The following is a 14559-nucleotide window of genomic DNA, read 5'->3' on the forward strand; positions in this document are numbered from 1 at the left end:
AATAGAATTACACTCACCTACTCTTACTTTGCCCAAATGAAGGGGAAACCAATCACTGTTTTGTCTTCGACTGCTGCTTCTTCGCGTAGAACTTGGAACGCAGCTTCTCCGCGTAGCCTTCTTTGTTCACCTGGCGCTCTCTGGCGATAGCCAGATCGTTGGCAGGCACGTTATGCGTGATGGTCGAGCCTGCGACGACATAAGCCCCTTTGCCGATTTTGACCGGAGCGATAAGATTGACGTTGCTGCCGATGAACGCGTCCTCTTCCACCTCGGTCAGCTGCTTGTTGAAGCCGTCGTAGTTCACGGTGATCGCCCCGCAGCCGAAATTGACGTTTTTGCCGATGACGGCGTCGCCGATATAGCTAAGATGCGACACCTTCACCTCATCGGCCAGCGTAGCGTTTTTGATTTCCACGAAATCGCCGATTTTCACGCCGGCCCCGAGGTTGGCCCCCGGACGCAAGTAAGCGAACGGCCCGATCGAGGTTTGGTCCCCGACCTTCGCTTGGGACAGCACCGACTGCTTCACTTGAACGCCGCTGCCGATCGTACTGTCCTCAATTTCCGTATTCGGGCCGATGACGCAATCTTCCCCGATGACCGTAGCGCCCTTCAGCACCGTGCCGGGCAGCACGATCGTATCCGCTCCGATCTGCACATCGGCGCCGATATACGTGCTCGCCGGATCGATCAGCGTAACCCCGCCGAGCATATGCTCCCGGTTAATGCGCTCGCGCATAATATGTTCAGCCTCGGACAACGCCACGCGATCGTTCACGCCGAGCGTCTCGGCGGCGTCTTCCGTACAGTAAGCCTCCACGATATCGTTCTGGCTTACGAGAATGCCGATCACGTCGGTCAAATAATACTCGCCTTGCGAATTGTTGTTCGTCACCTTATTCAGCGCCTCGAACAGCTTGCGGTTCGTAAAGCAGTACATGCCGGAGTTGATCTCGCGAATCTCCCGCTCCTCGGCGTTGCAATCCTTCTGCTCGACAATTCTGGAGACGCGTCCATTTTCGTCGCGGATGATGCGTCCGAGTCCGAACGGGTTATCAAAAATCGCCGTCATGACCGTTGCCGCAGCGCCTTTTTCCTGATGCGCGCGGATCATATCCTTCAGCGACTCGCTCTTTACCAGCGGCGTATCGCCGTACAGGACGACGGTCAGCCCGTCTTCGTCGGCAAGCAGATCTTTCGCCTGCAGCACCGCATGGCCGGTTCCGAGCTGCTGCTCCTGCATCGCATATTCTACGCGATCTCCGAGATACGCCTTGACGGCTTCGGCTCCGTGCCCTACAACAACGACGGCGCGCTTGGTATTCAATTGCTCCAATGCGCTGACGACATGACCGACCATCGGCTTGCCGCATACTTCATGAAGCACTTTGTACAGCTTCGATTTCATACGTTTGCCCTGTCCCGCTGCGAGGACAATCCCCATTATGTTCAACTACAGTCCACTCCTTCTGCTCTCGATATTTCTCTTAAGGACCCCTCTTGCGCTTTGCTTGCCTCATGCCAAAAGGAAGTGCCTTTAGATGCAATCGCCCCGATTTCTCTATAGAAAAACCTTTCGAAAGCTATGCCGCCTTTAGGCCCATCCTTTGAAAAAAAACGTATAAATGACTCCTCAAATCACTATATATGAATTCGCGTAAAAAGAAAAGAGAGCCTCTGTCGGCCCTCTCCCAGCTGAATTATGCCCCTTCTACGATTACTTCTTCCTCTGTTGCTGCTCGATCGTATTCAGCCAAAACGGCGGCTTGAATCTTTTCACGAGTGGTAGAAGAGATCGGATGTGCAATATCCCTGAACTCTCCGTCTGGCGTGCGCTTACTTGGCATGGCGACGAACATGCCGTTGTTACCGTCAATCACACGAATGTCGTGAACCACAAATTCGTTGTCGATGGTAATGGAAGCAATGGCTTTCATTCTTCCCTCGGAGTTAACCCGACGGAGTCTAACGTCTGTAATCTGCATTAGTGTTCACCACCTTTTTCCATCTGGGAGACTTGGGATATAAAATTCCACATTTTAGGGCAAAATCCTTCTTTTTTTTAATCAAAAATGTATAAATTTATAAATAATTGATTATTTTATTGTTTTTCGACACCTGTCGCCGCGATCAGTTCGATTTCGACAAGCACATCCTTGGGCAGACGGGCCACTTCCACCGTAGAACGCGCCGGTTTATGGTCTCCGAAGTAGGAAGCGTAAATCTCGTTGACGGTCGCAAACTGATTCATATCCTTGATGAACACCGTCGCTTTGATCACATCGCCGAACCCTGCTCCCGCAGCGGCCAAAACCGCTTCCAAGTTGCGAAACACCTGATGCGTCTGCTCCTCGATTCCGCCTTCGACCACTTGCCCGTCCAATCCGAGCGGGATTTGTCCCGACGTAAACAGCACGTTGCCGAACTGCACCGCTTGAGAATACGGTCCGATAGCCGCCGGAGCCTCGTTTGTTGCGATCGTTGTCAACTTCATGTTCAATCACTCTCCATTTATATTATTGGAAATAGTTGCCCGGTACGACGGTAATCTGCTTGGTCTTCGGATCTACGGCGGACAGCTTGGCAAGCGATATGTAATCCTCTACCAGGTGCTCCTCCACCTCGCCGGACTCTACGAAAACGCCTACACCTTTGACGGTAGCGTTAAATTCCTTCAAAAGATCCATCATCCCATGGACGGTTCCGCCCACCCGCATAAAGTCGTCGATAATAAGCACCCGGGACTCTTCCTTCAGCGCTCTTCTCGACAGCGACATCGTCTGAATCCGCTTGTTCGAGCCGGATACATAGTTGATGCTCACCGCGGAGCCCTCGGTCACCTTGTTATCCCGTCGCACGATGACGACCGGCAGATTCAGAAACGAAGCCGTCGCATAGGCGAGCGGAATCCCTTTGGTTTCCACCGTCATGACAACGTCGATATCTTTGCCCGCAAACGCGGTTGCAAACATTTTCCCTACTTCATTCAAAATAAGCGGCTGTCCCATAATATCGGACATGTACAAATAACCGCCCGGCAAGATTCGCTCCGGCTGCTCCAATTGGCGGCATATTCCTTGAATGAACTGCAAGGACGCTTCCTTGCTGACCTTAGGTATGAATTTGACTCCCCCGGCCGCTCCGGCCAAAGTTTGCAATTCGCCCAGTCCTTCTTCCTCAAACACTTCCTTAATGATGGCCAAATCTTCGCTGATCGACGATTTAGCGGAATTATACCGGTCCGCGAACGTTGTTAAAGGAATTAGTGTATGGGGGCGAAATAGCAAGTATTGAGTCATTTCAACCAACCTTGCGCTTCGTTTTAATTTTTTCATGAAATAACCCCCTTCAAAATATAAGCCTGCATACCCGCGGCCTGCCGCATTTCCGGCGCCGAATTTTTGCGGATATCGTGATAAAGCCAATCCGCCGCTCCCTGCAAAAGAGAGTTGTCCGTTTTGGCCGTCCGGTATCGTTACGGTTTTATAAATAGGCAGAGAAATCCGAATATTATAATGTGACTATATCATTTTTATACGTATTTTTTCAAGATGTCCATGAAATTTATTCTAACATTCAGCTAACATAAAAGTATCATGCAGTCATGTTAAAAGCCGAACTGCATAAACATCTTTGCAAAAGCCGCGCAGGCCGTTGTAAATCCGCGGAACCTTCGCTTCCTTGGACACCAAACCGAATACAGTCGGTCCGCTGCCCGACATCAGCACGCCGTCAGCACCGAGTCGGATCATGCATTCTTTCAGCTGCCTTACCTCCGGATACAAGTCCAGCGTCACTTCCTCCAGAACGTTGCCGAGGCTTGCGCATAACAGGTCGAATCGCTTGTGCACGATTGCTTCGACAATCCGCTCCGTCGACGGATGATGCTGGATGGCGGCGGCCCGAAGCTTGCCGTAAATTTCCGATGTGGATACGTTGATCGGAGGCTTGGCCAACACGACCCAGCACTGCGGCGGCGAATCGATCGGCTCCAGCTTCTCCCCGCGCCCGCGGGCTACCGCCGTCCCTCCGGTTACGCAGAACGGCACGTCCGAACCGAGCTCCGCTCCCAGCCGCTGCAGCTCCTCCGCAGGTATGTTCAGCTTCCATAACCGGTTCAATCCTCTCAGCGTCGCCGCCGCATCGCTGCTTCCTCCCGCAAGCCCGGCCGCAACCGGGATTTTTTTGTCCAAATGTATGTAAACGCCTTGCTTCACGTCATAGCGGTCTTTGATCAGCTTAGCCGCTTGAAAGGCCAAGTTTTTCTCGTCCAAAGGAATATAGCCCGCTTGACTCGATATGATAATGGTATCGCGCGGCAGTTCCTGCATCTCGATCCTGTCGGCCAAGTCCACCATGGTCATAACCATTTCGACCTCGTGATAGCCGTCTTCCCGTTTCCGCAGAACATCCAGCGACAGATTGATTTTAGCCGGCGCTTTTTCAAAAACTTTCATAGGACACCTTCTTTGCAGCTCTATTCTATTCCCTAATACTATACCAAAAAAGAAACAAAAAAAAGCTAAAGCAGCGCTTGGCTTGCTCTAGCTTCCGTAAAGACGTTATCTAGTACCTCGGCGGCTGCTGCGGAGGCTGTTGCGAGATCGCTTGCTCGGCAATTTGGATTGCTCTCTTTACCATATTGCCCGCATCTTTGGTTCGTATACCTCCCCAACCATCACGCTGCACGGTTTCATAAAAGCCCAAATCTTTAGCGAGCTCGTATTTGAATTGCTCCGACATCATGCCCCGGCCTCTTCGTGCCATTCGCAAACATCTCCTTTACCGTAGGATACAAGTAGTATTCCCCCGTTATGATAATCCATGCGGCATTCGGCAGCGGAACATACTAGGCGCCAAAGAATAAGCGGCATCCCCTCAAGCCAAGGAGCATGCCGCTTAGGTAAAGCCCTTATTGCTGTATCGTGATCCGCACTTGTCCATCATCGTTGCACACCGTGACTTCAACGGACTCGGTAAGTATATCTGCATAGCTGTACGAGACGCGCTTGAAAGCGTTCTGCTCCTGGTCCAGCTTGACTATAAAAACGGAAGGGTAGGTCTCCTCCAATACACCGGAGCGCTCGATCGTCTTACGGCGACCGCCGTTTGCTCTTAACATAATTTTCTGTCCGACATGAGGTTCCAAACTGCGTTTGATATCCAATAGCGAATTTTTAGCCATTGACTACTACCACCTCTTTCCTTGTAAATTATAACCCAATGGAAGTAGTATGTCAAATTAGGACAAATATTATATCAGCGATGCAAAGCTGTTGTCAACGCAATTTTTCCTTGTTTTAAAGAGTTTTTACGATTTCACCCTCTAACTTCGTTCACAAAATTGTCGAATTTACAAAGAAAAAGCGCCCCTAAGGCGCTTGTTGATACATATTTTTTGGAATGACGGGCACGCCGCGCCGATAACTGCCGCGGGATTCCACCCCGCCGATCCCCTCCAAGCCGCTATGCGTCAGACCGATGACATCGACGATATTCACCGTGTCCCGAATGGGCGTATACGCCACTTTAACCGCCACGCACAGCGGATCGAGCGCATGGATCAGAACGCGGGACGGCGAGCTTGCATAGTTCGCTCCGGCCTGCATCAGCGCCTCGAAGTGCGATTGGCACGCTCCGGCCACGACCGTCAGCGTATCTTTGTTCTTCTCGTACTGTCTAGCCACCCGGACGGCATTTACGAAGTGGTGGGAATTTTTGTAGCTGCCCAGGTTGGCGATGTCCACGCTGCGACGCGTTTTCAAAATCCCGTCATGTCCGGTGACGACGACAATATCGGGCTTCACCTGCGGAAGCAGCCGATACATCGCATCCGCCATATGCGGTTCGGACACGTAATAGCCTTCGGCCGGAACCTTCAGTTCGCCGTATAAATTCATGCATTTGCGCAAATACGCCGGATCTCCGTCCAGATGAAGCACTTTGCCCGGCATTTCAAAAAAGGCCGGCGCCGTTTCGCCGCCGGTACCGTTCGCAGAGGCGTATCCGGTCACCGCCCGGTTTCTCGATTTGCGCATCGTTTCCATCCATGGCGGTCGGCTGCCCGCCGCGGTCTGACTGTTAGCATTGACCGTTACCGTGGTCAGATCGGTCAACGGAGCGTCGGCGAGCAGCCGGTAATCTACTCCGCGCAGCACCGCCTGCTGCCGAATAATATTTTGAATTTTAAATATGATGTCACCACCATACGATCTACGAGTAACGAGGTCTCCCTGTTTCATGGCCAAATCGCCTCCTCGTGTATCCTATGGCGTCAATAGGCAATTGGTGATTCACCGAGCCCTAATTTCATACGGGCCGCTCCAGAGCCCTCAGGATCGTCCCAGAGCTCTGGACAAGCAGCGGCTTAAGTTCGCATACTCCTGAATCGACAGCGTCTCTCCGCGCCGCGAAGGCTCGATTCCCGCTTCTTGCAGCACAGCCTCCAGCTCGCTCTTGGTTTCCTTGGTGTAAAAGCGGGAAGCCAGGTTATTGTATATCGTCTTTCTGCGCTGTACGAACGAAGCCTGTACGACATCGAAGAAGAACGCTTCATCCTCTACCTCGACAGGAGGCTTCCCGCGAACCTTCAGCTTGATAACCGCCGAATCCACGTTAGGCTGAGGAATGAACACGGTATGAGGGACAATCGTCACCAGCTCCGGCTCGCAATAATATTGCACCGCAATGCTTAAACTGCCGTAGTCTTTGCCTCCGGGCCGCGCCGACATCCGTTCGGCCACTTCCTTTTGAATCATGACGACGATATGCTCCAGCGGCAGCTTCTCCTCCAGCAGCTTCATAATAATCGGCGTCGTAATGTAATAGGGCAGGTTAGCTACGACGCTCACCGGCTCGAAGCCTTGGAAATACTGCTCGAACAGCGGCTTCAGATCGACCTTGAGCACATCGCCCTGAACGACGCTCGCGTTCGGATACGGCTCCAGCGTCTCCTCCAGCAACGGCAGCAGCCTCTGATCGATCTCAATCGCTACGACGCGTCCTGCCGTTTTGGCAAGCTGCTGCGTCAGCGCTCCGATGCCGGGGCCAATCTCCAGCGCGCCCTTGGCCGAATCCAGTCCCGCAGCCGATACGATCTTGTACAAAATGTTAGGATCGATCAAAAAGTTCTGCCCCAAGCTTTTTTTTAGCGTGAAGCCATGGCGCTGCAACAGCTCCTTTGTTTTTTTCGGGGAGGCAATGTCCTCCTGTACACCTGATCTTATCGTATCCATCTTTAACCCTCTTTTTTCTCAAGTTGCTTCCACGCTTCAGCGAATTCTTCGCGGGAAATCCGAAACATCCGGCAGCGGTTATAAAACTGCTTCCCGTTGCAGTAGCCGATGCCGAGCTGTCTGCCCATCTCCATCCGCCTTGCGGCGGCCTGAGGATGCACGATCATGCCGGCGTTAATCAAATCCTCCCACGTTATATCCGACTCCGCCGCTTCATAATCCGTCCGCAGATTGGATAACGCTTTGCGGATCGTCTCCGGCGAGGCGTTCTCGACGCCGATGTCGCCGCGGCTCGTAGCCTCCTCCTGCGTAATGAACGCATGCTTGCAGCCCGGTACGCGCGCCGAAATAATCTTGCGGATACGCTCTCCGGCATGATCGGGGTCAGTCAGCACAATAACGCCGCGGCGCTGCTGCGCGAGCTTGATCCGCTTAATGATCTCATCGTTGATCGCCGACCCGCCCGTCTCGATCGTTTCGGCCTCTACCGCCCGCTTAATGGCGACGGTGTCGTCCTTGCCTTCCACCACAATGATTTCCTTAATCATCTTACTACCTTCTCTCGTACAAAGCCAAGGGCGTCTCGCGCTTCCTTGCGGTAATGTTCTTCACACAGAAAAAAGAAGAGGCATCCCTCTTCTCATTCCTCTTGCCGTATATATAATGAGTCTTCCCTAATTGCAGCCCCTTAGTCCGCGGTCGGCTTCTTCGGTCCGATCACATAAACGGTGTATCCTCGCTTCATGCCAAAGCGGTTAGCATAGTCATTGCTGTCGAAATACACGTCGATAATGTTCCCTTTCACCGCGCTGCCGGTATCTTCCGCTCTGCGGAAGCCCAGGCCGTCGATATACACCCACCAGCCCAGCGGAACCACCTTGGGGTCCACTGCAATTGTTCGACCTTCCGTTACTCTCGTGCCCGTTGACGTCACACCGTATTGCGGGTGTTCCGCGCTTTTGCCTGTCGAAGCCGCGCCTGCGGAATAAGCCGTTAACGTTACATTGTTAATGACCTGCTTCACGCCGAAGGATACGCCGCTCTTGGTTACTTCTTGAAGATTCGGCGATGACGCCGATAAAATTACAACCGGATTTTTCGTACCTACGGCAACCACTTTATTGACTTTTTCCGTTTTGACCTGTTGGTCAACCACCTGTTCGGAGACAAGCACTCCGTCTTCAAAGCGTTTTTCTTTTTTCTTCAGGACTTCGCCTTCCTGGCCTTCTTGCACAACTTGTTCTTTGCCCTTTACAAGCTGCGGATCGTTTTTCTTCACAACGTCAAACGCGATTTTTTCCGATACTTCCTCAAGCTCTTTCTTCACCCGGACAATTTGTACCGCACCGCTATCCGGCAGCGACGCCTCCAGCTCCGGGCTCACCTTATCCAGTTCTCCGACGGGCACGTTCAATTCATGCAACGCGTCTCCTACGGTCTTGGCCACCGTGTAGATCGTCTTCGTTTCACCGTCAGCCGTAAGCTGAACCGGCTTCGCGTGGTCGATGGTAATACGGTCCCCCGTCTTCACCTTCGAATCCAGCGCAGCGGAGAGTCGATCATGCTCCCCGACTTGAATCTGTTGCTCATCCAGTAAACGCTGCAGATCCCATTGTTTGGTATAAACAACGGTCTCTTGTCCGTTCACAACGACGGTCACCTTCTTGGTAGCCGTACCGTATAACATTATTAAGAACATGAAAGTCAAAGCGAATGAAATAAGTGCAGTGGTGGATATCATACGCAAGTTTTCATGCTTCCATCGCAATGCGAAGGACATGCTGGATGATCGTCTTACATGGGTTTGCTCGTGTTGAATAGCTCCCACTAGTTCGGTCCTCCTTCAAAGCCCCGCCGTCGAGTGTTACGCATGTTTGATCTGACGCGACTATGGTTTAAGTTTTGCAATCTGTGGTTAACGGATAACGTCTGTCGACGCTCTTTCACTGAAGACCGGCTTCGCCAATTTCTCGCCCTTCAGCGAAATGTAACATTCCTAGTGGTCCACTAAGGGCTGCAACCTTTCGATCCATATCGTTTCTGGTCCTGCGTGCGGCCAGCACCTCCCCGTTCTCTAAAAGTCAATTATGTTGTCGGACAAATATCACGTTGACGGGAGAACATAAAAAAAGTCATCGGAAAGAGGACTCTTCCCGTGACTTTGATTATTTCATCAAGTTAATGAAATAAAGCACACGACAATCGTTACCTCTCTCTTACGCTTACGAGGTTAGCTGACGGATTCGGACTTGAGAGTCGCCCTACTTGGATAAGCGTTAATATCATCTTGATCTTAACCTCTCCAAGACTCACCCCAGAAAATGTGACCTTAGTCTTATTGAAAAATAAGACGGGTCCAATTACGGTTCCCCCGTTTCCCTTATGGAAACTCAGCGATAGTGGAAAAATGGTAATCGTATTAAGTTAATATTGAGTTTACGCTGTCGGATGCGATGTTGTAAAGTATACAAACTCGGCAAAAAAGATTCATTTTCGTCCAAAACCGTTTTTTAAGCGCGATTTTACGAATTGGACCCTTGTTTTTCTAACCATGTCTTAGTTTTTCATGCCATTTTCTTCGATTATCGCGTTTCCGACTAAAAAAGGGCTGTCTTGACCCCCCTATTTGTCTAGCGTAAACCGAACAATCTAACTGCATTTTTCGTAGTCGCGTGAGCCAGCTCTTCCAGGGAAATCCCTTTAATTTGAGCAGCGGTTTCTGCGACTAATTTCACATATGCGGTTTCGTTTCTCTTGCCGCGATAGGGATGCGGAGTCAAATAAGGAGCGTCCGTTTCGATGAGCAGCCGGTCCATGGGAACCTTCTCCAGCACTTCTTTCGGCTGTTTCGCGTTTTTGAACGTGACGGGGCCCCCGAAGGAAATATGGAAGTTCATGTCCAGACAAAGCTTGGCCGTTTCCCAGCTGCCGGAGAAGCAGTGCATGACGCCGCCGACCTCGGCCGCCTTCTCTTCGCGGAGAATCCGGATAATATCCTGATGCGCATCGCGGTTATGGATCACTATCGGCATGCCAAGCTTGCGGGCAAGCCTGATCTGCTCGCGGAACACCCGATCCTGTACATCCTTCGGGGACGTATCCCAGTAATAATCAAGGCCGATCTCGCCGATCGCTACGACCTTGTCGTGCGAGCATAGCTGTTCGATCCATTCCAGATCTTCCGGGGACATATCTTTGGCATCCTGCGGGTGCCAGCCGACTGTGGAGTAAATGAAGTCGTATTGCTCCGCCAAGGCGATAGAGCTCGGAATCGTTTCCCGGTTAAATCCGACATTGACGATTCGACTGATTCCGTTCTCAACCGCGCGCTGGATGACCTCTTGTCGATCCTCATCGAACTCTGGTGCATTTAAGTGAGCGTGAGTGTCTGTAATCATTTGAACGCGAAATCTCCTTTATATGGTGATGGGAAAATCGGGTACGGCCGGGCCTTTATTCCAGCCGCAGCAGCTTCCGCTGCTCCTCGGTCAGAGCGCCGGGAGCGGCTCTGAGCAGCTCCTCGGGGAAATACAAATGGTACTTGCCCATATGGATGCCGCTGATGGAACGGACAATTTCCGACTTACGCGAAATTTCCGTTAACGTGTCCCTTTGATCGAGCAGCAAAATCGGCAGTTTTTCGTCATGCTCTCCCGGACGATAGACATCATACGAAAGATCCGAAGGGAAATCAATTTCGAGGTAAAAGGCCGGGTCCAGACCAAGGCCAGCCATCGTCTCCCGCAGCCTTTCGATTTGCTGAACGTCGATGTGCTCCAGCATGACGTACTTGAATAAACGACGGTTAAGAAAGCGGGAACACAGATCGGATAAAACCTCGTCCGCTTCGCGGGACCACTGCATAAGCACCGTCTGCATGAAGGCTTCGTCCAGCAGGTGGTACTCGTCCACGCTGAGCGTCTGGCGAAACAGGCTCAGCAGCGGAGAGAGCATGAACGAGAACTCGTAATTTTCTTCATATAATTGTTTAGCTCTCTGAAAAACTTTGTGCAAAATGACCTCTGCGCTTCGGGTCACAGGGTGGAAATACACCTGCCAATACATTTGATACCGGGACATCAGGTAATCTTCCACCGCATGCATGCCGCTCTCCTTGACGACAATATGGCCTTGGAACGGCCGCATAACGCGTAAAATGCGCTCCAGATCGAACATTCCGTAATTGACGCCGGTAAAGTAAGCATCGCGCAGCAAGTAGTCCATCCGATCGGCGTCGAGCTGGCTCGATACGAGGCTGACGACAATTTCTTCATTGTACGTTTTGGCGATGACGCCGGCAACCTTCTGCGGGAAGGTCGGCGACACTTCTTTCAACACCCGGTTCACTTCCGTGTCGCCGAGAACGATGCGGCAAGACCACTCTTCATGGTGAGTGCCGAACGTTTTTTCGATGGAATGGGAGAACGGGCCGTGGCCGACGTCATGCAGCAAAGCGGCGCATAGGCAGAGCAGCCGTTCTTCGCGCGGCCAATCCTCGTAACCGTTGCGCTCGAACTGCGAAATGATTTTCCGCGTAACCTCATATACTCCGAGGGAGTGCGAAAACCGGCTGTGTTCCGCTCCGTGAAAGGTCAGAAAGCAGGTGCCCAGCTGCCGGATTCGGCGGAGACGCTGAAATTCCTTCGTGTTGATCAAATTCCATATGGTTTGATCCTGGACGTAAATGTATTTATGAACGGGATCTTTAAACACTTTTTCTTCTTGTAATAAACCGGACATATGCCTAACCTCCCTTAAGCTTGAATTTTCGACAAAAAACTGAGACGGAAAAGCCGCATGTTTGTCGAATGATGTCGTATTAATCTTCCAAATGTGAACAACATTTGACTTGAATTTTTTTCTTGGATATGGAATATATTCATAATACTATGTTTGAACTATATTAGAAAGATGCCGATTTCACAAGGTTTGGCAGCTTTTCTCGTATATTCCCCCTTCTGGGGGTCTATTCTTCCATATTTTAACGCTAAAATTTGCAAATTGCTAGTTGACTATTTTGGGAATGGTTGGTATCATAAATATCAAGAATTATGTCGAATCATGACGATAAATTTTTGAGAGGGGACTTATATATATGATGAAATCTACTGGTATTGTTAGAAAGGTCGACGAGCTGGGTCGCGTCGTTATTCCTATTGAGCTTCGCAGAACACTTGGCATCGGCGAGAAAGACGCTTTGGAAATTTATGTGGACGGCGAGCGCATCATGTTGAAAAAATATGAGCCTGCATGTATCTTCTGCGGCAACGCTGAAAATGTTTCTTATTTCAAAGGTAAAATTGTTTGTCACGAATGTTTATCGGAAATGCCAATACCTGTGACAAAATAAGAAATATAGGTTATAATAAGGATAGCACTTCTTACTAAGGTAATTCTAACCTTTTTCATATCTCCTCTATTCCCCAATTCATGTACTTTTATGAATTTGGGGATTTTTTTTGCCGCGAGGCAGGAGCCGCCCGTTGCTTTCCTTCTATATAATATAGACAAAACCGACAAGCCGACCGGATACGTTCCGATCGGCTTGGGTATGTAACTTCTTATGGACTCCGTTCCGCTTGCCCGGCACCGCTTCTATTGTTCCTGCCGGTGCAAAGCGTTGTACAGCTCCCGCTTCGGCAGCTGACGGTCGGCCGCGGCTCGCTTGATCGCTTCCTTGCGATTCAATCCCTGCGTCACATAATGCTCGACATGCTCTTCCAAACCGAACGCCTCCCACCAGGCGGCGGACGGTTCGCTTTCGGAAGCGGTGCCCCCCTGTACGACAATGCAATATTCGCCCTGCGGCGGCTGCTCCAACAGCAGCTCGTAGCATTCCCGTATCGTCCCTCGGGCCGCTTCCTCATATTTCTTCGTAAGCTCGCGCATGAGGCACATTTGCCGCTCAGGGCTCCATACTTCAAGCATCGCTTCAAGCGTCTTCACGATCCGATGCGGGGACTCGTAGAACAGCAGCGTCTCCTTGGCCGGCTTCAGCAGCTCAAGCTCCTGCAGCAGCGGCTTCTTCTCTCTCGGCAGAAAGCCGAGAAATGTAAAGCGCTCCGTAGGCAGACCGGAGACGATCAATGCGGAGAGCGCCGCGTTCGCTCCCGGCACCGGGATGACGTCGATGCCCGCGTCGATGGCCAGCCTGACCAGATCCGCTCCAGGGTCGCATATAGCCGGGAGCCCGGCGTCGCTGACCAGCGCTATGCTGTCACCGGCCAGCATAAGCCGCACCAGCTCGGGCCCGCTTGCATGCTTGTTGTGCTCATGATAGCTGACAAGCCGCGTCGCTATGTCGAAATGCGTCAACAGCTTGCGCGTTTGCCGCGTATCCTCGGCGGCTATCAGCTGCACTTCGCCGAGCACTCGGACCGCGCGGTACGTCATATCCTCCAGGTTGCCGATCGGCGTTCCTACCAAATACAGCTTTCCTTGTCCTGAATCTTCCCGATAACTTTTTTGAATGTTCACGTCAAATCCCTCATTATGCCCTCGGACGGCTCGACAAGCTGCTCACGCCGTCCGTAGTATATTTCCATCAACTCATCGCAATAATCCGTTTTATTTTTATAAACGATTAGCGGCGGCAGCGTTCGCACTTCCGGCTTGCCGTCCCGCAGCGCTTCAATCAGCACCATATTCGCTTCTTCCCCCGCTCTCGGGTGAACGAAGCGGACCCGCTTCGGCTCCAGCTTGTACTGTCTCATCGTACAAAATATTTCAACCAAGCGGCTCGGACGATGAACCATCGCCACCCGGCCGCCGCTGCGCACCAGCCGGCTGCAGGCTTTCACCACATCCTCCAGCGTGCAAAACACCTCGTGCCGAGCCGCCGCCACATGTTCATTCACATTCTGCTCGCCGCTCGGCACCGGCAAATACGGAGGATTGACCGTCACGACATCGAAGCTGCCGTGCCCCAGCTCGCCGGAAATCTCCTTCAGATCGCCGTTGACGATTCGAATCTGATGCTCCAGGCCGTTGATTTGGACGTTGCGCTCGGCCATATCAGCCAGCCGTTCTTGAATTTCCACGCCGGTGATAGAGGCTTTCGTCCGCGTGGACAGCAGCAGCGGAATCACTCCGTTGCCGGTGCACAGATCGGCGATTCGCCCCCTCGGCGGCACATAGCTGAACCTTCCTAACAGAACGGCATCCATCGAAAAACTGAATACTTCGTCGCTCTGAATAATCTTCAAGTCGTTCGTTAACAAATCGTCGATTCTCTCGCTTGCATGTACCGTTACTTTATTCATGAAATGCGCTTCCTCTTTCCATCAGACCTTGGCCTTCCCGATCTAAAAAAACCGCAGAG

General features: G+C 51.6%; 16 protein-coding genes and 1 riboswitch. Of the genes, 1 reads left to right on the plus strand and 15 read right to left on the minus strand.

Annotated features, from left to right (window positions below):
* Window positions 1-52 precede the first annotated feature (52 nt).
* The 13 genes from glmU to N0M98_RS24015 form a co-directional block, all read right to left on the minus strand.
* Window positions 53-1456: a bifunctional UDP-N-acetylglucosamine diphosphorylase/glucosamine-1-phosphate N-acetyltransferase GlmU gene (gene glmU / locus N0M98_RS23955; RefSeq protein WP_310944354.1), complete on the minus strand. Its 1404-nt coding sequence runs from the start codon at window positions 1454-1456 to the stop codon at window positions 53-55.
* A gap of 247 nt (window positions 1457-1703) precedes the next feature.
* Window positions 1704-1988: a septation regulator SpoVG gene (gene spoVG / locus N0M98_RS23960; RefSeq protein WP_028551906.1), complete on the minus strand. Its 285-nt coding sequence runs from the start codon at window positions 1986-1988 to the stop codon at window positions 1704-1706.
* 116 nt (window positions 1989-2104) lie between these two features.
* Window positions 2105-2497 carry a RidA family protein gene (locus tag N0M98_RS23965; protein WP_249860619.1) on the minus strand — a complete coding sequence of 131 codons (393 nt, stop codon included), beginning with the start codon at window positions 2495-2497 and terminating at the stop codon, window positions 2105-2107.
* Between the two features lie 22 nt (window positions 2498-2519).
* A complete protein-coding gene (gene purR, locus N0M98_RS23970; protein WP_259619409.1) occupies window positions 2520-3338 on the minus strand; it encodes a pur operon repressor in 819 nt (272 codons plus the stop codon).
* A gap of 267 nt (window positions 3339-3605) precedes the next feature.
* Window positions 3606-4460: a 4-(cytidine 5'-diphospho)-2-C-methyl-D-erythritol kinase gene (gene ispE, locus N0M98_RS23975; protein ID WP_249860617.1), complete on the minus strand. Its 855-nt coding sequence runs from the start codon at window positions 4458-4460 to the stop codon at window positions 3606-3608.
* Window positions 4461-4569: 109 nt separating this feature from the next.
* A complete protein-coding gene (locus tag N0M98_RS23980) occupies window positions 4570-4770 on the minus strand; it encodes a small, acid-soluble spore protein, alpha/beta type (RefSeq protein WP_259619410.1) in 201 nt (66 codons plus the stop codon).
* Window positions 4771-4915: 145 nt separating this feature from the next.
* Window positions 4916-5188 carry a biofilm formation stimulator Veg gene (gene veg / locus N0M98_RS23985; RefSeq protein ID WP_239630887.1) on the minus strand — a complete coding sequence of 91 codons (273 nt, stop codon included), beginning with the start codon at window positions 5186-5188 and terminating at the stop codon, window positions 4916-4918.
* Window positions 5189-5375: 187 nt separating this feature from the next.
* Window positions 5376-6245, minus strand: coding sequence for a sporulation peptidase YabG (yabG, locus tag N0M98_RS23990; protein ID WP_259619411.1), 870 nt, complete (start codon window positions 6243-6245; stop codon window positions 5376-5378).
* Window positions 6246-6335: 90 nt separating this feature from the next.
* On the minus strand, window positions 6336-7238 hold the full coding sequence (gene rsmA / locus N0M98_RS23995; RefSeq protein ID WP_249860614.1) for a 16S rRNA (adenine(1518)-N(6)/adenine(1519)-N(6))-dimethyltransferase RsmA: 903 nt from the start codon (window positions 7236-7238) through the stop codon (window positions 6336-6338).
* 2 nt (window positions 7239-7240) lie between these two features.
* A complete protein-coding gene (gene rnmV, locus N0M98_RS24000) occupies window positions 7241-7786 on the minus strand; it encodes a ribonuclease M5 (RefSeq protein WP_259619412.1) in 546 nt (181 codons plus the stop codon).
* 140 nt (window positions 7787-7926) lie between these two features.
* Entirely contained in the window at window positions 7927-9066 is a 1140-nt protein-coding gene (locus N0M98_RS24005) for a resuscitation-promoting factor (RefSeq protein WP_249860612.1), read from the minus strand.
* A 376-nt stretch (window positions 9067-9442) separates the two neighbouring features.
* A riboswitch (cyclic di-AMP (ydaO/yuaA leader) is annotated at window positions 9443-9644 on the minus strand.
* Between the two features lie 224 nt (window positions 9645-9868).
* Window positions 9869-10636 carry a TatD family hydrolase gene (locus tag N0M98_RS24010; protein ID WP_249860611.1) on the minus strand — a complete coding sequence of 256 codons (768 nt, stop codon included), beginning with the start codon at window positions 10634-10636 and terminating at the stop codon, window positions 9869-9871.
* 55 nt (window positions 10637-10691) lie between these two features.
* Complete coding sequence (locus N0M98_RS24015; protein WP_249860610.1) at window positions 10692-11978, minus strand: HD domain-containing protein; 1287 nt, start codon at window positions 11976-11978, stop codon at window positions 10692-10694.
* A 355-nt stretch (window positions 11979-12333) separates the two neighbouring features.
* Between N0M98_RS24015 and N0M98_RS24020 the strand changes: the two genes are divergently transcribed.
* A complete protein-coding gene (locus N0M98_RS24020; protein WP_010501678.1) occupies window positions 12334-12588 on the plus strand; it encodes an AbrB/MazE/SpoVT family DNA-binding domain-containing protein in 255 nt (84 codons plus the stop codon).
* 245 nt (window positions 12589-12833) lie between these two features.
* Here the strand turns inward: N0M98_RS24020 and rsmI are convergent, their stop codons facing one another.
* Together rsmI and N0M98_RS24030 are read right to left on the minus strand one after the other, a co-directional pair.
* Complete coding sequence (rsmI, locus tag N0M98_RS24025) at window positions 12834-13715, minus strand: 16S rRNA (cytidine(1402)-2'-O)-methyltransferase (RefSeq protein WP_249860609.1); 882 nt, start codon at window positions 13713-13715, stop codon at window positions 12834-12836.
* Window positions 13712-14500, minus strand: coding sequence for a tRNA1(Val) (adenine(37)-N6)-methyltransferase (locus tag N0M98_RS24030; protein ID WP_249860608.1), 789 nt, complete (start codon window positions 14498-14500; stop codon window positions 13712-13714). Before N0M98_RS24030 ends, rsmI begins: the two co-directional genes overlap by 4 nt.
* Window positions 14501-14559 lie beyond the last annotated feature (59 nt).

The sequence above is a fragment of the Paenibacillus doosanensis genome (assembly GCF_025060755.1).
Classification (GTDB): Bacteria; Bacillota; Bacilli; order Paenibacillales; family NBRC-103111; genus Paenibacillus_S; species Paenibacillus_S doosanensis.

Bases quoted from the DNA above. Each gene is read 5' to 3' on its own strand.
- veg (WP_239630887.1), bottom strand. From the start codon at position 5,188: ATGGCTAAAAATTCGCTATTGGATATCAAACGCAGTTTGGAACCTCAT.
- N0M98_RS24010 (WP_249860611.1), bottom strand. From the start codon at position 10,636: ATGATTACAGACACTCACGCTCACTTAAATGCACCAGAGTTCGATGAG.
- N0M98_RS24015 (WP_249860610.1), bottom strand. From the start codon at position 11,978: ATGTCCGGTTTATTACAAGAAGAAAAAGTGTTTAAAGATCCCGTTCAT.
- purR (WP_259619409.1), bottom strand. From the start codon at position 3,338: ATGAAAAAATTAAAACGAAGCGCAAGGTTGGTTGAAATGACTCAATAC.
- rnmV (WP_259619412.1), bottom strand. From the start codon at position 7,786: ATGATTAAGGAAATCATTGTGGTGGAAGGCAAGGACGACACCGTCGCC.
- N0M98_RS23965 (WP_249860619.1), bottom strand. From the start codon at position 2,497: ATGAAGTTGACAACGATCGCAACAAACGAGGCTCCGGCGGCTATCGGA.
- spoVG (WP_028551906.1), bottom strand. From the start codon at position 1,988: ATGCAGATTACAGACGTTAGACTCCGTCGGGTTAACTCCGAGGGAAGA.
- N0M98_RS24020 (WP_010501678.1), top strand. From the start codon at position 12,334: ATGATGAAATCTACTGGTATTGTTAGAAAGGTCGACGAGCTGGGTCGC.
- ispE (WP_249860617.1), bottom strand. From the start codon at position 4,460: ATGAAAGTTTTTGAAAAAGCGCCGGCTAAAATCAATCTGTCGCTGGAT.
- yabG (WP_259619411.1), bottom strand. From the start codon at position 6,245: ATGAAACAGGGAGACCTCGTTACTCGTAGATCGTATGGTGGTGACATC.
- rsmA (WP_249860614.1), bottom strand. From the start codon at position 7,238: ATGGATACGATAAGATCAGGTGTACAGGAGGACATTGCCTCCCCGAAA.
- N0M98_RS23980 (WP_259619410.1), bottom strand. From the start codon at position 4,770: ATGGCACGAAGAGGCCGGGGCATGATGTCGGAGCAATTCAAATACGAG.
- N0M98_RS24030 (WP_249860608.1), bottom strand. From the start codon at position 14,500: ATGAATAAAGTAACGGTACATGCAAGCGAGAGAATCGACGATTTGTTA.